This window comes from Leifsonia soli (assembly GCF_013408745.1).
GTDB classification, from domain to species: domain Bacteria; phylum Actinomycetota; class Actinomycetes; order Actinomycetales; family Microbacteriaceae; genus Leifsonia; species Leifsonia soli.
The window spans coordinates 2846192-2866179 of record NZ_JACCBJ010000001.1 but is presented as its reverse complement, the minus strand read 5'-3'; the positions used below and the strand labels follow the sequence as shown (position 1 = coordinate 2866179).

General features: G+C 72.3%; 21 protein-coding genes. 14 read left to right on the top strand and 7 right to left on the bottom strand.

Annotation, left to right across the window (positions count from 1 at the left end; translation table 11 throughout):
- The gene (locus BJ963_RS13785) at positions 1–546 is read right to left on the bottom strand and encodes a hypothetical protein (protein WP_179457217.1); all 546 of its coding nucleotides are present in this window, start codon (positions 544–546) and stop codon (positions 1–3) included.
- Positions 547–581: 35 nt separating this feature from the next.
- A complete protein-coding gene (locus BJ963_RS13780) occupies positions 582–851 on the bottom strand; it encodes a TetR family transcriptional regulator (protein ID WP_089916412.1) in 270 nt (89 codons plus the stop codon).
- An 84-nt stretch (positions 852–935) separates the two neighbouring features.
- On the opposite strand from BJ963_RS13780, the gene BJ963_RS13775 reads away from it, so the two are divergent.
- Together BJ963_RS13775 and BJ963_RS13770 are read left to right on the top strand one after the other, a co-directional pair.
- On the top strand, positions 936–1865 hold the full coding sequence (locus BJ963_RS13775) for an aldo/keto reductase (protein WP_089916415.1): 930 nt from the start codon (positions 936–938) through the stop codon (positions 1863–1865).
- 197 nt (positions 1866–2062) lie between these two features.
- Complete coding sequence (locus BJ963_RS13770) at positions 2063–3271, top strand: hypothetical protein (RefSeq protein ID WP_179457216.1); 1209 nt, start codon at positions 2063–2065, stop codon at positions 3269–3271.
- Positions 3272–3291: 20 nt separating this feature from the next.
- Here BJ963_RS13770 and BJ963_RS13765 read toward each other — a convergent pair whose 3' ends face one another.
- A complete protein-coding gene (locus tag BJ963_RS13765; RefSeq protein ID WP_179458155.1) occupies positions 3292–4200 on the bottom strand; it encodes a 5'-3' exonuclease in 909 nt (302 codons plus the stop codon).
- A 102-nt stretch (positions 4201–4302) separates the two neighbouring features.
- Between BJ963_RS13765 and BJ963_RS13760 the strand changes: the two genes are divergently transcribed.
- The 5 genes from BJ963_RS13760 (at position 4303) to BJ963_RS13740 (ending at position 7750) form a co-directional block, all read left to right on the top strand.
- The gene (locus BJ963_RS13760; protein WP_179457215.1) at positions 4303–4749 is read left to right on the top strand and encodes an SRPBCC family protein; all 447 of its coding nucleotides are present in this window, start codon (positions 4303–4305) and stop codon (positions 4747–4749) included.
- Between the two features lie 35 nt (positions 4750–4784).
- Positions 4785–5189 (top strand): NUDIX domain-containing protein, encoded by a 405-nt coding sequence (locus BJ963_RS13755; protein WP_179457214.1) that lies wholly within the window; start codon positions 4785–4787, stop codon positions 5187–5189.
- A gap of 70 nt (positions 5190–5259) precedes the next feature.
- Complete coding sequence (locus tag BJ963_RS13750) at positions 5260–6474, top strand: alpha/beta hydrolase family protein (protein WP_179457213.1); 1215 nt, start codon at positions 5260–5262, stop codon at positions 6472–6474.
- A gap of 53 nt (positions 6475–6527) precedes the next feature.
- Positions 6528–6899, top strand: coding sequence for a VOC family protein (locus tag BJ963_RS13745; RefSeq protein WP_179457212.1), 372 nt, complete (start codon positions 6528–6530; stop codon positions 6897–6899).
- Positions 6896–7750, top strand: a complete 855-nt coding sequence (locus tag BJ963_RS13740; RefSeq protein ID WP_179457211.1) for an SDR family oxidoreductase — start codon at positions 6896–6898, stop codon at positions 7748–7750. Before BJ963_RS13745 ends, BJ963_RS13740 begins: the two co-directional genes overlap by 4 nt.
- Before the next feature lie 52 nt (positions 7751–7802).
- On the opposite strand, the gene BJ963_RS13735 is transcribed toward BJ963_RS13740, so the two are convergent.
- From BJ963_RS13735 to BJ963_RS13725, 3 genes are read right to left on the bottom strand one after another with little or no spacing between them, the layout of a single operon-like run.
- Complete coding sequence (locus BJ963_RS13735; protein ID WP_179457210.1) at positions 7803–9491, bottom strand: alkaline phosphatase family protein; 1689 nt, start codon at positions 9489–9491, stop codon at positions 7803–7805.
- A gap of 59 nt (positions 9492–9550) precedes the next feature.
- The gene (efeB, locus tag BJ963_RS13730) at positions 9551–10780 is read right to left on the bottom strand and encodes an iron uptake transporter deferrochelatase/peroxidase subunit (protein ID WP_179457209.1); all 1230 of its coding nucleotides are present in this window, start codon (positions 10778–10780) and stop codon (positions 9551–9553) included.
- Positions 10777–11985, bottom strand: a complete 1209-nt coding sequence (locus BJ963_RS13725) for an EfeM/EfeO family lipoprotein (RefSeq protein WP_179457208.1) — start codon at positions 11983–11985, stop codon at positions 10777–10779. Before BJ963_RS13725 ends, efeB begins: the two co-directional genes overlap by 4 nt.
- A 230-nt stretch (positions 11986–12215) precedes the next feature.
- Between BJ963_RS13725 and BJ963_RS13720 the strand changes: the two genes are divergently transcribed.
- Positions 12216–12434, top strand: coding sequence for a hypothetical protein (locus BJ963_RS13720; protein WP_089916442.1), 219 nt, complete (start codon positions 12216–12218; stop codon positions 12432–12434).
- Positions 12435–12708: 274 nt separating this feature from the next.
- On the opposite strand, the gene BJ963_RS13715 is transcribed toward BJ963_RS13720, so the two are convergent.
- A complete protein-coding gene (locus tag BJ963_RS13715) occupies positions 12709–13356 on the bottom strand; it encodes a response regulator (protein WP_179457207.1) in 648 nt (215 codons plus the stop codon).
- Between the two features lie 259 nt (positions 13357–13615).
- Here BJ963_RS13715 and BJ963_RS13710 point away from each other — a divergent pair, with 259 nt between their 5' ends.
- The 6 genes from BJ963_RS13710 (at position 13616) to BJ963_RS13685 (ending at position 19971) form a co-directional block, all read left to right on the top strand.
- Positions 13616–16573, top strand: coding sequence for a hybrid sensor histidine kinase/response regulator (locus BJ963_RS13710; protein WP_179457206.1), 2958 nt, complete (start codon positions 13616–13618; stop codon positions 16571–16573).
- 161 nt (positions 16574–16734) lie between these two features.
- On the top strand, positions 16735–17040 hold the full coding sequence (locus tag BJ963_RS13705; protein ID WP_179457205.1) for a hypothetical protein: 306 nt from the start codon (positions 16735–16737) through the stop codon (positions 17038–17040).
- Positions 17041–17153: 113 nt separating this feature from the next.
- A complete protein-coding gene (locus BJ963_RS13700) occupies positions 17154–18128 on the top strand; it encodes a glycosyltransferase family 2 protein (RefSeq protein WP_179457204.1) in 975 nt (324 codons plus the stop codon).
- A gap of 31 nt (positions 18129–18159) precedes the next feature.
- Positions 18160–19197: an iron-containing redox enzyme family protein gene (locus BJ963_RS13695; RefSeq protein ID WP_218857091.1), complete on the top strand. Its 1038-nt coding sequence runs from the start codon at positions 18160–18162 to the stop codon at positions 19195–19197.
- Positions 19194–19400 carry a CDGSH iron-sulfur domain-containing protein gene (locus BJ963_RS13690; RefSeq protein ID WP_089906989.1) on the top strand — a complete coding sequence of 69 codons (207 nt, stop codon included), beginning with the start codon at positions 19194–19196 and terminating at the stop codon, positions 19398–19400. Before BJ963_RS13695 ends, BJ963_RS13690 begins: the two co-directional genes overlap by 4 nt.
- A gap of 31 nt (positions 19401–19431) precedes the next feature.
- Positions 19432–19971: a DUF6328 family protein gene (locus tag BJ963_RS13685; protein WP_179457203.1), complete on the top strand. Its 540-nt coding sequence runs from the start codon at positions 19432–19434 to the stop codon at positions 19969–19971.
- Positions 19972–19988: the final 17 nt, after the last annotated feature.

The following is a 19988-nucleotide window of genomic DNA, read 5'->3' as shown; positions in this document are numbered from 1 at the left end:
TCAGGCTCCCTCGGTCGGGTGGGCCAGCAGGTCCACCCGCTCGGCCAGGTACGCCTCGAAGCCGCGGGCTCCCGCATCCCCCGCGGCCGGGCTCCAGCGCACCCAGGGCTGACCGTCGCGGAGGAACAGTGGACCGGTCGCAGCGCGCAGCGCGGACGCGTCGAGGGGGATGACCGGCGCGTCGAAGTTCACCGTCTCCCCGTCGCGGAAGCGCCCGCGGGCGGCGGCCGCACGGAGGGACCGCCGCTCCTCCGCCGACGCCGACTGGTACTGCGGGCGGCCGGGAGGCGTCGCCCGCACCAGCGTGCCGGTCGCGCGCAGCGTGCCGTCCGCATCCAGGAGGAACACGCCGAGACGCCAGACCCGGCCGATCCCGCGCAGCACGGGCTCGCGCCGGATCAGGAACCGGCGGTGGGCGGGCACGTACTCGGCCAGCGCCTCGTCGCGGGCGCCCACGGCGGTGAGCGTCGCGACGGCGCCGGCGACGGCCGCGCGGATGCGCTCGACAGCCCGGTCGTCCTCGGTGCCGTCCCTCTCAGAACCCACGCCAGAAGCTTACGGGCGTGCCGACGATCTCCCGATCACGCCGTCCGGATCGAGAACGAGTTGTCGTCGGTCACCAGCAGGAGCTCGACGCCCTCCTCGTGACGCAGCACCACCAGGGCCGACGCGTCGGTCGCCGCAACGCGCTCCACCTGGTTCAGGAAGATGCGGGCCATCTCGTCCGTGACACGGAAGTCGCGGCCCAGAGCGTTGACGATGTACCTCGACCGGGTGGAGGGACGGCGACCCAGCGCCGTCTCCTGGGCGAAGTCGTCGACGGCGAGGTGGAAATCTGGCGTCATGGTCATCGGGGGCTCCTTCTCTGGCCCGGCCGACGGTAGTCGCCGGGAACAGGGACGGACAGGGGCTTGACGCGGGGTTAGATGGGAGACATGAAGACGTTCACCTTCCCCCGAACCGACATCACCGCCTCCAACATCGTGCTCGGCCTGATGCGGATCTCGTCCCTCGACGACGAGCAGATCCGCACGCTCGTCCGCACCGCCCGCGACGAGGGCATCACCATGTTCGACCACGCCGACATCTACGGCACCGAGCGGCACGGCTGCGAGCGCCGGTTCGGCGACGCGGGTGCGATCCCGGCCGCCGAGCGCGACCAGGTCGTCATCCAGTCCAAGGTCGGAATCCGCGACGGTTTCTTCGACTTCTCGCGCGAGCACATCCTGCGCTCGGTGGACGAGTCGCTGGAGGCCCTGAAGACCGACTACCTCGACATCCTCCTGCTGCACCGCCCGGACACGCTGGTCGAGCCGGACGAGGTCGCTCTCGCCTTCGATGAGCTGCAGAGTGCGGGCAAGGTCCGGGCGTTCGGCGTCTCCAACCAGACGCCGGGTCAGATCGAGCTGCTGCAGCGGTCGCTGTCGCAGCCGCTCATCGCCAACCAGGTGCAGCTCAGCATCACCCACGCGCCGCTCATCGCGCAGGGCGTGGCCGCCAACATGGCGGGGCTCGACCAGTCGATCTCGCGCGACAACGGGATCCTCGACTACGCGCGCCTGCACGACATCGTGCTGCAGGCGTGGTCGCCGTTCCAGAAGGGCTTCTTCGACGGCGTCTTCCTCGGCGACCGCGAGAACTACGCCGAGCTCAACGACGTGATCGACGAGCTGGCGGAGAAGTACGACGTCACCCCGACGGCGATCGCGGTCGCCTGGATCACGCGGCACCCGGCCGGCATGCAGGTCGTGCTCGGAACGACCAACGACCAGCGCGTGCGCGACTCGGCGGCCGGATCGGAGATCCCGCTGACGCGCCAGGAGTGGTACCGGCTGTTCACGTCGGCGGGCCACATCCTGCCGTAGCCACCGACGAGGCGGGAAGGGAGGAGGATGCGCGCCCGGGAGCGGCATCCTCCTCCCTTTCGCGTCTCCCGCGGCGGTTCGGAGCCGGATCTCCTCCGTCCCGACACCCGCGGCGGGTGGGCCAAGGGCGTCGCCCCAGCGAACACCCCCGGCGGGGCGGATTGGGGACGCGAGCGGCGCCGGGATACGGTCGAGGCGTGGACGACGAACGGGTGTCCCTGCCGCGCCGGCTCGCGAGACGCGTGCGACTCGCACACGTGGCCGCCATCCGCGCGCGCCTGGTGCGTCCCCTCGACGGCCGTCAGGGCTCCGTCGCCGGCCGCCACCCGCTGCGCGTCCTGCTGATCGGCTCCGGACCGGTGGTCGGCTGGGGCGTCGGGAGTCACGATCTCGCACTCCCCGGCGCGGTGGCCCGGTCGCTCGCCGCTGCGACCGACCGCGGCGCGGTGGTCGACGTCGTGCCGCACCCGTCCGGGGGCGTTCGCAAGCTGCACCGGATGCTGGATGCAGCGGACATCGACCGCTACGACGCCGTCGTTCTGAGCGCCGCGGTCGCCGACGCGCTCCGTTTCGCCGAGCCGCACGCCTGGGGGACGCAGCTCCACCGGCTGCTCACCGACGCGCATCGGCGCGGTCCCCGAACCGTGCTGTGGCTCGGGGCTCAGCCGATCCGCTCCATCCGCCCGTACGACACGCCGTCCGGCCGGCTGGCCGACGCGCACGCGGAGCTCCTGAACGCCGTCGCCCGCGCAACCTGCCACGACACCGGCAGCCTGTTCGTGCCGCTCGCCGCACCCCCGCGTGTCGGCGGCCGCCGTCACCGCACTCCCGGGGACTATCTGTTCTGGGCCAGGCAGATCGTGGACGCGCTGGCTCCCGCTCTCCAGGAGTGCGCCGCCCAGCGGGCGGTGCCCACCCCGCAGGCCGCCGCCCGCGTCGGTGCGATCGAGCGTCTCAAGCTGAGTCGCCGTGGGGGTGATGTGCGCCTCGAGGGAATCGTCGGAACGGCCAAGCGCACCCTGGGCACGGAGATCGCGATGTTCACCGTGCTGGACGACGCGCGCGAGTGGCCGCTGGCGTCCACCGGCTCCGTGCTGGAGTCGATCCCGATCGAGCAGTCGGCGTGCATCCACACCATCCAGACGCCCGACGGGATGGTCGTGCTGAACGCCGTCGAGGACGAGCGATTCGCCGGCAACGCCCTCGTGGCCGGCCCCGCGGGCCTGCGGTACTACGCCGGCTACCCGGTCGAGGCCCCGGACGGGACGCGCATCGGGGCGCTCTGCGTCTTCGGGCGCGCGCCGCGGGAGCGGGCGGACGGCGAGGCCGACCTGGATGTGCTGCGCGAGCTGGCGCTCCTGGCCCAGCGCGAGCTGTGGCGCTGGGAGCCGACCGCGGAGGTCTGAGAACCCCTGCGGTGGCGCGGTCAGCGCTCCAGCGCGGTGAGCAGGCGGTCGAGCGAACCGCCGAGGCCCCAGCGCTCGGAGAGCGGCGTCAGAGCGGCGCGCCGTTCGGGAGACGGTGCGGGAAGACCCGCGTCCACCGTCGGCAGCGACAGGTCGCGGACGACCTCGACGACGCGCGGAGCGACAGCCAGATAGTCGGAAGCGGCGGCGAACCGCGCACGCGCAGCCGGCTTCATGCCGCTGGAGGAATCCTCCGCCGCCGCGATGATGCCGGCGAGGTCCCCGTAGTCCGCGAGCAGGGCGGCCGCGGTCTTCTCGCCGACGCCCGCGACGCCGGGAAGGCCGTCCGAGGTGTCGCCGCGCATCGCCGCGAAGTCGGCGTACTGGTCGGCGCGCACGCCGTATTTGCTCAGGACGACGTCGCCGGTGACGAGTTCGAGGTTGCTCATGCCGCGAGCGGTATAGATCACCCGGACTTCGCGCTCGTCATCCACGAGCTGGAACAGGTCACGGTCGCCCGTCACCACATCCACGGGACCTGCGGTGGTCGTGGCCAGCGTGCCGATCACGTCGTCGGCCTCGTGCTCGGCCGCCCCCACGATCGGGATGCCGACGGCATCCAGCACCTCGCGGATGACGGGGACCTGCGGCACGAGGGCCTCGGGTGTCTCTTCGACGTCGACGCCGCCGGGAACGACATGCGCCACCCGGTGTTCCTTGTAGCTCGGGATGAGATCGACGCGCCAGCGCGGACGCCAGTCGTCGTCCCAGCAGGCGATGAGCGCATCCGGCCGGTAGTCGGTCACCAGCTTGGCGATGATGTCGAGGAACCCGCGGACCGCATTGACCGGCATGCCGTCGGGCGCTTTCACCGTGTCGGGCACGCCGTAGAACGCGCGGAAGTAGAGGGAGGCGCTGTCGAGCAGCATCGTTCGGCCGGTCACGCCCCGATCCTGACACGTCCGGCCGTCCACAGGAACGCCTCCGCCGAACGCTTCCGCCGGAGCGCGCGCGGGCGCTAGGGTCGGCGCATGGCCGGAACCGTCGTCGTCGAACGCACCGCCCGCATCCAGGCGAGCAGGGAGAGGCTGCTGCCGCTGCTGTCCCGGCTTCCCGAGTGGACGAAGTGGTCGCCGTGGGAGGACATGGATCCGGACCTCAAGCGCGAGTACGCGGGCGAACCGGGCGCGATCGGGTCGACCTACACCTGGTCGGGCAACCGCAAGGCCGGCGCGGGGGCGATGCGCGTGACCGCCGTCGACGACGGCGTCGGCATCCACCTCGACTTCACCCGCCCCTTCCGCTCGTCGAACGAGCTGCGGTTCGTGCTCGAGCCGGAGGGCGACGCGACGCGGGTCACCTGGCGCATGGAGACCCCGCAGAAGCTCTATACGCGCTTCGTCAGCCTCGACAAGCTCGTCGGCGGCGACTTCGAGAAGGGTCTCCGCAATCTGAAGCAGGTGGCCGAGGCGGCGTGACCGCGCGCGTCCTCCCGCTTCGCTAGCGTGGGGGAGTGATCTCCGCCCCGCTCATCGTGTCCGCCGTCGCGGTGGTGCGCGACCGCCGCGTGCTCATGGTCACCGCCCGCCGGCGGGACGTGTACTACATGCCGGGCGGCAAGGTGGATGCGGGCGAGACCGCGGCGGAGGCGGCTGCCAGGGAGGCGTTCGAGGAGGTCGCGCTCCGGCTGGCGCCCGACGACCTCGAGGAGCTGTTCGAGGTGCGGACGCAGGCGCACGGCGAGCCGGACGGCCGCCAGGTGCACATGCGCGTTTTCCGGGCGTACACCGACGAGCAGCCGGCGCCGTCGGCGGAAGTCGACGCGGTCCACTGGACCACGAGCGCCGATGCCGGCCGCTGCCCGCCCGCCGGCCGAGAGGTGCTGCGCAGGCTGGTCGGGCTCGGCCTCATCGACTGAGGTCGCATCCACGGAAATGTGCCCTACGCGAGGGCTGGTGACCGCGCCCCGGGGCGGCCAGGCTGGTGCCATGGCGCGAACGCACGAGTTCCGGTTCTCCGGCAATGCCGACTTCGACTTCGAGATCCGCACCACGATCGGTCAGGCCTTCAGCGGCGCCGCCGACATCGGCGAGGTGCTCGCCGCGGTCGAGGGGGTCGGCGAGAAGGACCACGACGGCTGGTTCCGGGCGTGGCTCGGCCTCGGCGACCGGATCGCCGCGCAGGCGGACGCGTCGGCGACGGCCGGTCACGCGGTCAGTGCGGCGAGTGCGTACCTGCGTGCGGCCTCGTATTACGCGACCGCCCTGAACGCGGTGGCCTCCCTGCCGACCGAGGACGAGTTGCTGCCGACCTTCCGTAAGCACCGGGCGGCTTGGGATCGCTGGGTGGACCTCGTCGACCACGACATCGCCCGGGTCGAGATCCCCTATGACGACACCACGATGCCCGGTTACCTGTTCCGCGCCCCCGGCGCCGCCGGGGAGAGCCGCCCGCTGCTGGTCGTCGCCAACGGCAGCGACGGGGCGCTCACCAGCCTGTGGTCGTCGGCGGTGTCCGGGGCGCTGCGGCGCGGGTATCACGCGCTCGTCTTCGACGGCCCGGGGCAGCAGTCCATGCTGTTCGAGCGGAACGTGCCGTTCCGCCCGGACTGGGAGGCCGTGCTGACGCCGGTCCTCGACTTCGTCCGGGCACAGGACGGCGTCGACGCCGACCGCGTCGCCCTCTACGGGATCAGTCAGGCCGGCTACTGGGTCCCGCGCGCGCTCGCCTTCGAGCACCGGTTCGCGGCCGCGATCGCCGACCCGGGTGTGGTGGATGTCTCCACCTCCTGGACCGAGCACCTCCCCGCGAACATGCGTACCCTCCTCGACGAGGGGCAGGACGAGAAGTTCGACCGCGACATGCAGCTGGGCATGAAGTTCTCGCACGAGCTCGCGTCCACCTGGACGTTCCGCGCCCGTCCGTACGGCACCACGGGCTACGCCGAGACGATGCGCGCGGTTCTCCAGTACAACGTCGCGGAGGTCGCGGCTCGAATCACCACTCCGCTGCTCATCACGGATCCCGAGCACGAGCAGTTCTGGCCAGGGCAGTCGGAGCAGCTGGCGGCCCTGACGCCGGACGTCTCGACGCTCGTCCGGTTCACCGAGGCGGAGGGGGCGGATTTCCACGTCCAGCCCCTCGCGCGGGCGCTCACCGAGCAGAGGATGTTCGACTGGCTGGACGACCGGCTGGGCCGCTGACCGGCTCCCGGCCGGCTCTTGCCGGTGTCGGCGGCGTGGGCTTGGATGCTGTCATGCGGATCACACGCCAGATCGTCGTGTTCGACACGTCCGACATCGACCGCGAGTCCGCGTTCTGGGCCGACCTGATGGGTGGGGAGGTCCGCGGCGACGAGGACGCGTGGCGCACGGTCGACGTGGACGGCGAGCCGCGGCTCGGGTTCCAGCTGGCTCCGGGCCACGAGCGGCCCGCGTGGCCGGACGGCCCGCAGCAGCAGCTGCACCTCGACCTCTACGTCGACGACATCCGCGAGGCGCACGAGCATGCGATCGCCGTCGGTGCGACGCTGCTGAGAGAAGCGGCCGACCTCGATGCCGCGGACGGGTTCCAGGTCTACGCGGACCCGTCCGGCCATCCCTTCTGCCTGTGCTGGGAGCTGACATGAGTGCCGACCTTCCCTCGCTCGCCGTCACCGGGGTCACCGGGGCGGTCGGCCGCATGACGGCCGACCTGCTCGCCGACGCCGGCGTCCCGTTCCGGATGCTGGCGCGGTCTCCGGAGCGCGCGCCGCGATTCCCGGGCACCACCGTCGCCGCGGCGACGTACAGCGACCGTGAGGCGGTGCTCGCCGCGCTCGACGGTGTGGAGACCCTGCTCATGGTCTCCGCCGCCGAGAACGCCGAGCGTCTGGGAGAGCACCTCGCCTTCGTGGACGCCGCGGAGGAGGCAGGTGTCCGCCACATCGTCTACACGTCGTTCTTCGGCGCCGCCCCGGACGCCACCTTCACCCTCGCCCGCGACCACTACGCGACCGAGCAGCGCATCCGGGCGTCCGGGATGCACCACACGTTCCTGCGCGACAACCTGTACCTCGACTTCGCGGAGTTCCTGGTCGGCGACGACGGCGTCATCCGCGGTCCGGCCGGAGACGGCCGTGCGGCCATGGTCGCCCGCGCCGACGTCGCGCGCGTGGCGGCCGTCGCTCTGCAGCATCCGGGGGACCACGCCGACGTCACCTACGACCTGACCGGTCCGGAGGAGCTCACCCTCGCGGAGGTCGCCGAGAAGCTCAGCGCGCACGGGGGCCGGGCGGTCTCGTTCCACGACGAGACCCTCCCCGAGGCGTATGAGTCGCGCGCGAAGTGGAAGGCCCCCGACTGGCAGGTCGACGCGTGGGTCTCCACCTACACCGCCATCGCGGCGGGCGAACTCGCCGGCGTCACCGACGATGTGGAGCGCGTGACCGGCCGCCGGCCGCTCTCGCTCGACGAGGTCCTGCGCGGGGCCTCCGCCTGATCGCGGCGCGACGGAGGGCGGCCCGCACTGCGGACCGCCCTCCGAGGTGACGTTACGGCTGCGCCGACCAGCCGCCGCGCGGGGGCGCGGGCCAGTGCGGGCGGGTGGGAACGATCGAGCTGACCGCTCCCGTCGCCGGGTCGAGGAGCACCTCCCGCTGCTGCGGGTGGAACCAGTCGAACATCCCGCCGAGCGAGCCGGCACGCGTGTCGAACGACGCGTCGCCGATGCGGCCCGTCAGCCAGTTGTTCTCGATGAACCGCAGGACGCTGGTCTGCTCGACCGGGGTGTGGTCGACCCGGTTCTGGGCGGCCCACGGCGAGATGACGAGCATCGGGAGGCGCTGGCTGGGCCCGCAGCGGTCGGCATAGCCGCCTGCAGCGTGCTTGACGCTCGTGCACACCGTCTGGTCGACGGCCGGGTCGGCGGACCCGTTCGCGACCTTCGGCGCCACGTGGTCGTACCAGCCGTCGGAGTCGTCGTAGGCGACGACGACGGCGGTGCTCGACCAGCTGTCCGACTTCTGGAGGGCGTTGATCTCGTTCACCAGGAACTTCTGCTCGTCCAGCGGGTTCGAGTAGCCCGCGTGGCCGTCCTGCGCCTCCGGGGCCTTCAGGAACGACACGGCCGGCAGGTTGCCCGCCTTCAGCGCCGCGTCGAACGACGTCAGGTCGTACTGGTGGTTCGCCTGGTCGGTGTGCCCGATCGCCTTCACCGAGGTCGGCGGCAGGTGATGCGGGTTCGACGTGGACCTGTAGTACTGGAACGGCGAGTGGTGCGGCGAGTAGTCCTTCGGAGTCGCGCCCGCGATGGTGGCCGTCACGGCGTCGCACTTGGCGTACGACCCGGCCTGGCCGTTCCACGGGGTGGTCGGCGTGAATCCGCCCTGGAACCATCCCCAGCTGACGCCCCGGGCGTTGAGCAGGTCGCCGATGTTGCGACCCGACATGCCGACCACTGCGGAGGACGACGTGTGGTCGTTGTCCGAGCAGTCGTCGTAGGCGGGGTCGGGATCGCCGATCACGGTCCCGACGCCCTTCGCGTCGGGCGACTGGATGGCCGTCGAGGCGGTGAGCACCGCGCCCGTCTTGGGGTCGTAGGCCGTGCCGCCGTGCGTCTGACCCGAGATGAGGTTCAGGGCGCCGGGCGTGGACGGGCCGAACGTGGTGTCCCAGCTGTTGTCGCTCATGGCGTAGTTCTGGGCGTAGTTCCACAGACCGGTGACGGTGTTGCCGTCGTAGTAGTCCATGACGAGCCCCGGCGCTCCGTACGCGCCGGTGCAGGTGTCGGTCTCGGTCTTCTGGACGAACAGGTCCATCTTCCCGCCGTCGACGGCGCCCTGCTCGGCGGCGTAGCCGTGATTCTGGTCGCACGTGACCGCCTGGGCGGGACTGAGCCGCTTCGGCGCGTACAGGTTGGGGTTGTTCGTCAGGGTCCCGGAGGAGGCGAGGGTGTCGGTGCGCGGGGTGCGCGGAGACGCGTGGAACGGCGTCCCGTCGGTGTTCGCGGCGTTCGGGTAGGTCCCGAAGTAGTGGTCGAACGAGACGTTCTCGTCGAAGATCACGACGAGGTGCTTGATCGGGGTGAGGGTCTGGGCGGAGTGGTCGGCGTGCGAGCCGCCGGCCGTGGCGACCGCGGGCGCACCCGCGAGGATTCCGGCGCCGGCGAGGGCGGCCGCGCCGGCGAGCGCGACGCCCGCGAGGGCGATCGGGGAGCGGCGCAGACGGGAGGGTCTGAACACGATTCCTTCTTCCTTGTTTCACTGATCCCGGCACGGTCGTGACGGGCGGCCTCCGCTGGTCAGGCGAGCATCGTTCGCCCGAGCCAGTCGGAGGAGTCGCGGGCTCCGGGCAGCGCGAAGTAGTAGCCGCCGCCGAAGGGCTGGATGTAGTCGGTGAGCGGCTCGCCGGCGAGCCGCTTCTGGACGGCGACGAACTGCCGGTCGAGGTCCTGGTTGAAGGCGACGAAGACGAGGCCCATGTCGAGGTTGCCGTTGGCGTCGAGACCGCCGTCGTAGTTGTAGGCGCGGCGCAGCATCCGCTGGTCCGCCGTCCCCTTCGTGCGCGGGTTGGCGAGCCGGATGTGCGCGTCGAGCTGGATCACATCGCCGGTCGGGTCGTTCTCGAAGTGGGGGTCGTCGAACTCCGCGGACGCGGTGAGCGGGGCGCCGCTGTCGCGCCGCCGGCCGATCATGTTCTCCTGCTCGTGCAGGTTCACCCGATCCCAGAACTCGACCAGCATCCGGATGACGCGGACGACGTGGTAGCTGCCATCGGCCGCCCAGGCGGGCTCGTCGCCGGCCTTCGCCCAGACCAGGCGCGCCATCTCGGCGGCATCGCCGGTGTCCGGGTTGCTCGTGCCGTCCTTGAACCCCATCAGGTTGCGCGGGGTGCCGCTCGGCCGGGGCGGCGAGACGAAGCCGTCCTGCCGCCAGCGCACCTGCATCGCGCCGCGGGTCGCCCGGGCGATCTCGCGGACGGCGTGCGTGACCGCATCCCGGTCGGCCGCGCACACCTGCAGCAGGAGGTCGCCGTCGCAGACGTCGCGCCGGAGGGCGTCGTCGGGGAACTCGTCCATCGTCCGCAGCCGGGCGGGTCTGCGGGAGGCCAGCCCGAACCGCTCGTCGAAGAGCGATGCCCCGGCCGAGAGCGTGACCGTGAGAGCGTCGGGCACAACGGTCGGCCCGAGCACGCCGGAGTCGCGCGGCGGCGCGGCGAGACCCGGGTCGGGCGGGGTTCCCCCGGTGGTGAGGAAGCGGGCGCGCTCGGTGATCGTCTTCAGCAGGTCGGCGAGTTCGGCGCGGGATGCAGCGGTGACGTCGAGGGCGACGAACGACGCCTCGCGCTGCGGCGGGGTGAGGATGCCCTGCTGGTGGCGGCCGTGGAACGGAAGCGCGGCGGGCCGCTCCGCGGCGGGCCGGTCCGCGGCGGGCCGGTCCGCTGCCGGGGGACGCGCTCCCGTCGCGAGCCCTGCTCCGGCGACGGTGGCCGCACCGGCGGCGAGGAAGCCGCGGCGGTCGATGGGCGTCATGAGTCCCTCCTCGGGTCGCAGATCGCGGCGACGGGCGCCAGGAGTTCCGCGGCGCGGTCGAGCGCGGCATCCACCCGCTCCCGATCGGCCCGGCTGAGCTGCGCGAGCGGCGTCCAGGTGCCGTCGGAGGCGCGGTGCGTCTCGACGACCGCGTGGGCTGCGGCGAGGGCGGCGCGCGTGTCGCCGAGGCGGTCGTAGCGGCCGGCGAGCACCGGCTCCAGCGGCGCGAGCGCCTGCTCGGCTCCGGTCAGCTCGGCGTCGGCGCTCGCCAGCGAGGTGCCGGAGCCGGCGTCGGTCGCGCCGGTCAGCGTGTCCTGGATCGCATCCTCGACGATCTCGTGCGCCCGGAGCGCCACGTCGCCGGGATCGAGCTGCACGTCGGCGAACTCGGCCTGCAGCCGGTCGACCAGGCCGAGCAGCGCGTCGGCGGAGACGGCGACGGTCGCTGCCGCATCCCCCTGCCAGAGCTGCGACTCCACGAGGTGGAACCCGGTCGGCTCGCCGCGCGGCACCCCGTCGAGCTGGTCGCCGAGCTCGCCGAAGGCGTCATACGCCGCGCCGAGCGTCTCGTAGGTGGTGTGTGCCGTCAGCCAGTCGCGTCGTGCGGCCGGTAAGTCGCCCTCCTCGGCGTCGGCCGCGACGGCGGCGACCTGCTGGCGGAGCGCGGGGAGCCGGGAGGCGACCCAGGCGGTGTAGGCCTTCGCCACGGGGATGAGATCGGTGCGTGTGACGGGAACGATTCCGGGGGTGAGCGGTGAGCCCGGCGGCGCCTTTCCGACGGTGACGACGGGACCGCGGACGGGGTCGGCGTCGGCCGGCAGGCACACGAAGCGGTAGCGGCCGGCGCCGAGCGTCACGCGGGCCGTGGCGTGGGCGCCGGCCCCGATGCTCTCGAGGTCGAGGTAGACGCGCTTGCTGTCGACGGCCTGGACGTAGACCTCGATGCCGCCGACGGTCGTATTGGTCACCGTGAAGGTCTGGTCGCCGCCGCGCACGGCCGCGGCCGCGGCAGCGCTGTCGGTCTCTGCGGCGCCGGCTTCGCCCCAGCCCCGGCCGCAGTCGTCCATCCCCGCGGTGATGTCGAAGGCGTCGGGTGCGGTGGGCGCGACAGCCACCGGTCGCAGCGCGATCGTCAGGATCGTCGCGACGACGACCAGCGCACCGAGGGCCGCGAAGAAGGCGGCGAGCCGGGCGCGGGTCGACATCGGGGGATGACTCCTGTGGGGGATGGGACGCCGGCGACGGTCCGGCGTCAGCGATCCTAGAAGCGCTCCCCGGGCCGTCGTCCCCGGCTTCACCCGCTGTTCACGAGACCGTCACCGGTATGCCCCCGGACGGGGGGTCTGAGCTCCGCGAGTACGTTCGGGAGCCGAACAGACCGGCCGGATGCGCACATCCCGTGGGCGGATGATGGGGACGGAGGAGAGGAGGGGTCATGCGCGAGGCGAGCTGTCCGCAGTGCCGTGGCGTCGCCCGACTCGTGAGCAACCCCTACTACGGCGCCGGCCTCGCCGTGCACCGCGACCTGCTGGTCTGCCAGGACTGCGGCTACTCCGGCTTCGCCGAGAACGAGGACGTCGCGCCGGACGAGGCGGCGCCGCCGCCGCGCGAGGGTGCCCTGCGTCGCCTGCTGCGCTTCGTCACCCGCCGCTAGCGGATCCGCACCCGGCCGAGCCCGTGCGTAAGCGGAGGTGTCTGCCTCCTCGTCGCCGTGCCAGCGCCTCCGTTCGACGCCGCCTTCCGGTGTGTCGCGTGGCAGCTCCTCCCTTTCCGTCGATGCGGGAAACGGAGGCGCCGCCTCACGCGCGCCCGGTGTGTCGCGGGAAACGGAGGACACCGGGCTGCTTCCTCGCGCGTCCACCTCCGTTTGCGGCCAGGGCGGAGGGAGGCAGGGCGGAGGGAGGCCGGGTGGTGCGGGGGATCGGCCGCTAGCGGATCCGCACCCGGCCCTGCTGCCACAGCCGCGCGGCGGTGACCCGCGGGTTGGCCTGCTCGTCCGCGTCCACTCCGAGCGCCGTGTAGAGGCGGCCCAGCATGGTCTCGACAGCGCGGACGCTGGTCCCGCGCTCGGCGGCGATGCGTCGGGTGGATGCGCCGGAGGCGACAAGGCGCAGCACCTCCGCCTGCGCGCGCGTCACCGTGCGGACGTCGTCGTCCGGCTCGGCCGGCTGGTGGTCGCCGCCGACGATCGCGGCGTCGACCGCCGCGACCAGCACATCCACGTCCTTCACCTGCGACTTCACGAGGTACACGACCGAGGGCGGCAGCGTGCCGTCGCCGACCGCGAGCTGCGGCGACAGGTGCGAGGTGAGCACGACGAGGCCGACCCAGGGCTGCTCCCGGTGGACGCGCCACAGCAGCTCCGCGCCCGAGTCCCCTCCGCCGAAGTCGAGGTCGGTGACGACGGCGTTCGGCTCGACCTCGGCGATGATCTCCCAGGCGTCGGCGGCGCTCGTCGCCTGAGCGGTCTCGATGCCGGTCGACCGCAGGGCGGAGGCGACCATCGACGCCGTGAAGACATCGTCGTCGGCCACCACGGCGCGCAGGGTCCGTGTTCGTGCGGATGTGTCGGTCATGGTTCTGGCTCCTGCCCCTTGTGTCACCGTCCCAGAGGTGGACGCCACGCAGCGGGCTCAGCAGTTCGGGTCAGGCAGCCGCTCCTGACCAGTATCGGTCGAAGGCTGCCGCGCCGCGGGCGGCCGAGGAGGCGCGGGCGTTCGCGCAGCGAACATCCGCAGGAGAGCGGGTCGTCAGCGACCGCGAGGACCTCCCGGCCCGGGGTTTCCGTGCCCATGGCCGTCAGTGTAGGCCCGAAAGTCCGCCTACAATCCCCCCATGCCCCAGCCGAAGCCATCTCGTGCGTCGCAGACGACTCCGTCCGACGCGTTGCGGCTGAACGGCCTGGACGCCCTGTTCCACGGGCACCCCGACGGCGTGTGCGTCATCGACGTCGACGGCACCTTCGTCGAGTGCAACAGCGCGCTCGCCGCCCTCACCGGGTATCCGGCCGAGGAGCTGACCGGGATGTCGTTCGCGCGCCTCCTGCACCCGGACTCCCTCGCGTACACTCTCGCGCGGTTCGAGGAGGCCCTCGCCGGGGAGAACCGCCGCTACGTCACGCGCGTGGTCACACCCGACGGCCTCATCCGCTCACTGGATGTGACGATCATCCCGCTGCGCGGCACCGACCGCGAGGTGGCCGCCGTGCTCTCGATCGCCCGCGACATCGGGGACGTGGAGCGGTCCGCCGCGGAGGCCGCAGGCAACGAGGCCCTCGTCCGCATGGCGGCCCGCATCGCCGGGTTCGCCGGCTGGGCGGTCGACGTGACGACCGGCCGCATCGAATGGAGCGAAGAGCTCTTCCGCCTGCTCGGGATGGAGCCCGGCCGGATGCCGGAGGACGCCGAGCAGCTCGCGCTGTTCGAGCCGGAGGACCGGCGGGCGGTGCGGACCGCGTTCCAGCGCACCGCAACGCACGGCGACCCGCTGGATGTGCGGGCCACGATCGTCGACGCGACCGGTCGGCTGGTCCACGCGCACCTGGTGGGCGAGCCGGAGCGCAACGAGAATGGCGAGGTGGTCCGCATCCACGGCGCATTCCACGACGTCACCGCGCTCGTGCGACACCGCGAGGAGCAGCGGGCGATGGCGCGCCTGCTGCGCAGCTCGCTCGATCAGGTGCACGACGCCATCGGCTTCGTCGACCGCTCCTGGCGGTTCACCTTCGCGAACTCCTGGGCGCTGGAGCTCGGCGGGATCGACGAGGCGCGGTTGCGTGACCGGACCGTGTGGGAGATGTTCCCGACGGCTCTCGGCAGTGCGTTCGAGGGCATCTACCGCGACGCCATGGATCGCGGGATCGCCGGCAGCGCCCGTGCGTTCTCGCCGAAGTGGGGGTGCTGGTTCGAGGTGGATGCGCATCCCACCGAGGAGGGCATCGCGATCATCGTCCGGGATGTGACCGAGGATCAGGAGGCCCGGCGCACCCTCGAGCAGTACACGCGTCGGGTGGCGTCGCAGGCCGCCCTGCTGGATGCCGCGCGCGACGCGATCCTGGTGCGCGACCTGGACGGGGTCATCCGGTACTGGAACCGCGGAGCGGAGGCGATCTACGGCATCCCCGCCACCGAGGCGGTCGGCCGTTCGGTGCGCGACCTGCTGTACGACGACCCGGCGGAGTTCGACGCGGCCACCGAAGCGCTGATGCGCGACGGGTACTGGGTGGGGGAGCTGCGGCAGCGCCGCGTCGACGGGTCGCAGCTGATCGCCGACTGCCGCTGGCAGCTCTCGCGTGGAGAGGACGGCGAGGTGACCGTCTTCGCCGTCGATTCGGACATCACCGAGTACCGCCGGCAGGAGGAGCAGCGCATCCGCACACAGCGACTGGAGAGCCTGGGCACGCTCGCCGGCGGCATCGCGCACGACCTCAACAACGTCCTCACCCCGATCCTCATGTCGGTGCAGCTGCTGCGCCAGGACGAGCCGGATGCACGGAAGCGGGAGCTTCTCGACACGTTGGACGCGGCGGCGCAGCGCGGTGCCGGGATGATCCGCCAGGTGCTGTCGTTCGCGCGCGGCTCCGAGGGGCGCCGGGAGCCGGTCGACCTGGTGGCCCTGCTGCGCGAGGTGGAGCGCTTCTGCCGCGAGACGCTGCCGCCCGCCATCGAGCTCGTGGTGGATGCGCCCACCGAGCTCCCGGCCGTGACCGGCGACGACACGGAGCTGTTCCAGGTGCTGGTCAACCTGATCGCGAATGCGCGGGACGCCATGCCGCAGGGCGGGGTGCTGACCGTTCGGGCGGCGGCCGACGCCGACGGAGTCCGCCTGGAGGTGCGCGACTCGGGGTGCGGGATGGACGAACGCACTGCCGGGCGCATCCTGGAGCCGTTCTTCACGACGAAGGAGACCGGCACGGGCCTCGGGCTGCCGACCTCCGCGGCCATCGTCACGGCGCACGGCGGCGAGCTGGAGCTGACGACGACGCCCGGCGCCGGCACCTCGGTCGCCTTCGTCCTCCCCGGTGCGCGCGGCGAGGGAGGCGGGCGTCCCTCCACGCACGCGCCGGCGGCACCGCGCGGGGGCGGCCGCCGCGTTCTCGTCGTCGACGACGAGGCCGCCATCGGCGAGCTGGTGCGGCAGACGCTCGACCAGAACGGCTTCGTGACGGAGGTCGCTCGCGGCGCGGAGGCGCTGGAGCTGCTGGTCGCCGGCCGGCGGTTCGACGCGGTCGTGACCGACATCATGATGCCCGGCGTCCCGGGCGAGCGGATCGCCCGGCTCGTGACCGAGCAGCAGCCCGATGCGGCGATCGTCCTGATGAGCGGGATGCTGCCCGGGCCATCGGCGCGGGCCTCGGTGGAGCGCGACGGCGCCTCCTTCCTCGCGAAGCCGTTCACCCCGGCGGCGCTGCTCGCGACGCTGGACTCGGCGTTGAAGAAGCAGAGGAGCCTCGACCCGGACGCGATCCTCCGCACGCTCGTCGAGCCGGCACTGCGCGACGCCGTGGCCGTTCTCTCCGACGGGGCGCCGTCGGAGGCGGAGCGCGAGCGCCTCCGGGCCGCGCTGACCGCGGCGGCGGAGTCGTCGCAGCTGGCGCTGGGCGAGCGTGCATCGGATCCGCGCATCCACCGCATCGTCGGGGCGGCCGCGTCGGCCGCGATGGCGCTCTCGTTCGGCGCAGACCTCGTCGCGTCGACGGATGTCGTGGGGCGCCTGGAGGAGGGCTTGAGACTGGTGGCGGCGGGATCCTGGCCACCCGAAGACCAGGATCCCGCCGCTGAGACGTTGCGTTGACACCGCCGTGGACCGGGGGGAACGGGACGGCATCGACGAACGACCGAAACGATATTGCCCGGCGACGCCGTCGGCATGCAACGGCCTCTCGCGTGGCCTGTGCGTCGTGCGAACAAAATCGGCTAGCAGAGGAGAGCGCTCTCTTATGCAAAGCTTCGGACATGAAGGAATCTCACAGCGCCGAACTGACGGAACCGGCGTCCGTTCACGGGCCGGGCCGCGCCCCGGCTGGGATGCCCCTCACGATCCGCCTCGGCGAGCAGGAGTACGCCGCCCTGGTCCGGATCGCACGCTCACGCGAGACCACAGCAGCCGCCCTGGTGGAGAAGCTGGTGCTGCACGCGCTGAGCCGGACCGACGTGCCTCCGCCGGTGGATTCGCATCCCGCCAGGAGGCACACCACGTACGAGGAGGCGACCGCGGGATTCCGCCCGGACGTCCCCGTGAGAACGGCGCCCGACATGTAGGAGGGGCGGCACCGCAGCGGAAAGCCGTCGCTCGCGCACCGCGCGCGTACAGTCCCCGGCGTGAACCATCGGCCGATCGCGCTTCGACGCCGCCCCGGTCTGACGGCGGCCGGATGAGACTCGACGCCGAATACGTGCTGCCGCTCCGGTGGACGGATGATGCCGGGCTGGCCGAGCTGGTCGGGTATCTCACGGGGGTGCGCGACCTCATCGACGTCACGGTGGTCGACGGATCGGAGCCGGAGCGGTTCCGCGCGCACGCGCACGCGCTCCCCCCGGGCGTCCGCCACCTCCCCGCCGAGCCGTGGCCGGGGCACAACGGCAAGGTGGCCGGTGTGATGACGGGGCTCCGCACCGCACGGCACGACCGCGTCGTGCTGGCTGACGACGACGTCCGGTACGACGACGGCGCACTCCGCGCCCTCGTGGGGATGCTCGACGCCGCCGACCTGGTGCGTCCCCAGAACGTGTTCGACCCCGCGCCCTGGCACGCACGCTGGGACACCGGGCGCAGCCTCCTGAACCGCGCCTTGGGCCATGACTATCCCGGCACGCTCGCCGTCCGACGCTCGCTCGTCCTCGACGCGGGTGGGTACGACGGCGACGTGCTCTTCGAGAACCTCGAGCTCATCCGCACCGTCCGGGCGGCGGGAGGCCGGGTGATCGCGGCGGATCGGATCGGCGTGGTCCGGCGGCCGCCCGAGCTCGGCCACTTCCTGCGGCAGCGGGTGCGCCAGGCGTACGACGACTTCGCCCAGCCCGCGCGGCTGGTCGCGGAACTGGCCGTGCTGCCCCTCGCGCTCGCGTCCGCTCGGCGACCGCGGCGCCTGCTGGCCGGCGTGCTCGCCGTCGTTGCGCTCGCTGAGGTGGGGCGCCGCCGGGCCGGAGGCCGCCGTCTGTTCCCGGCGACCGCCTCTCTGTGGGCTCCGGCGTGGCTGGCGGAGCGCGCCGTCTGCGCGTGGCTCGCCGTGGGGGCGCGGGTGCGCGGCGGCGTCCGCTACTCGGACGGCCGGCTCCGGCGTGCTGCGACTCCGCTCCGGGTCGTCCGCCGCCACATGCACCGAAGGGCCGCTCAGGCAACCACTTGACCGCGTCTGCCGCCCCCGGTTCCGTGGAGGGATGACACCACGCATCACCCCGCGGGGGCCGGTGAGCGAGGCGCTGCTGGACGCGCTGAAGGCCGAGCCCTCCGCCGCATCGGACGACGTCGTCCGGTTCACCGGGAACGCCGCCGCCGCGCTCGCACCGCACCCCGACCTGCTCACCGACGAGGACCTCCAGCTGACCCTCTTCCTGCTCTACGGGCTGCACTACGGCGACACCGTCGATGCCGACGACGAGTGGGAATGGAACCCGGAGCTGCTGCGCACCCGGCGCACCATCGAGCGGGTCTTCGAGAGCCAGCTGCGCCGTCGCATCCGGGTCGGCGAGCTGCCTGCGGCGAACGCGGACGCCGTCGCCGCGTACCTGTTCGAGCTGACCTCCGAGGACGGCGGCCCCAGTCTCTCGCGGTTCCTCGCCAAGAAGGCGACGGAGGAGCAGGCGGTGGAGTTCGTCATCCACCGCTCCATCTACACGCGCAAGGAGGCGGACCCGCACTCCTGGGCCATCCCGCGCCTCAGCGGCCGGGCGAAGGCCGCGCTGGTGGAGGTGCAGTCCGACGAGTACGGAGCCGGGCGACCCGACCGCATCCACGCGGAGATCTTCGGACGCACCATGCGCGGCCTCGGACTGGACGACGGCTACGCCGCCTACGTCGACAACGTTCCGGCGATCACCCTCGCGTCGTTCACGATGATGTCGATGTTCGGCCTCAACCGCAGCCTCCGCGGCGCGATCACAGGCCACCTCGCCGCGTTCGAGATGACCTCGTCCACCCCGAACCGCTTCTACGGCAACGGCTTCCGGCGGCTCGGCCACGACGACGACGTGACCTGGTACTACGACGAGCACGTCGAGGCGGATGCGGTGCACGAGCAGATCGCCGGACGCGACCTCGCGGGCGGGTTGGCGGAGCAGCATCCCGAGCTCCTGCCCGACATCGTCTTCGGCGCCGCGGCCTGCCTGTACGTGGACGGCCTGGCCGCGCAGCACCTGCTGGAGAGCTTCGAGGCGGGCCGCAGCTCGCTCCGTCAGCCGCTGGCGGTGGCCGCATGACCGCCCACGAGGAGCAGCCGGTGATCGTCGCATGCCCGGACGGTCCGCTGCTCGTGCGCGGGCACATCGATCTGACGACCCCCGACGGGACGCCCATCGAGCAGCACCGGCGCACGGTGGCGCTCTGTCGCTGCGGCATCTCGACGATCAAGCCGTTCTGCGACGGCAGCCACAAGGCGGCGCACTTCCGCACCGACCACTGAGGGCGACGGCGACAACGGCTAAGGTTCCTGCATGACGGAGTACCCCGAGGTGTGGGACGCGCCGGAGGGCGAGGGCCAGGACGCCGACCCGGGCGACGGTCGCGACGAGACGGCGGCCCAGCGCGCCGACCGCAACTGGAACGAACTGCTGCAGGAGTTCCGCGTCTTCCAGACCGGCACGCAGATCCTCGCCGCCTTCCTGCTGACGCTGCCGTTCCAGCAGCGCTTCCAGCAGCTGGCGCCGTTCGACGTCGTCGTCTACCTCGTGCTCGTCTTCCTCGCGGTGACCGTGACGCTCCTGGCACTCGCGCCGGTCGCCCTGCACCGTCTGCTCTTCCGGCAGAAGGCGAAGACCGAGCTGGTCGGTCTCGGCAGCAAGATCCTCATCGTGTGCCTGGCTGCGGCATCCCTGCTGTTCACGGGCATCGTGCTGTTCATCGTCGACTTCCTGCTCGCACCGCCCGCCGGGGTGATCGCGGCCGGCTGCGTCTTCGTCGTGCTGATCGTGATCTGGGTCGTGCTGCCCCTGGTGATCCGGGCTCAGCGGAGGGCGCACGTCAGCGGTCGCTGACGGCCGCCTCCCCGATA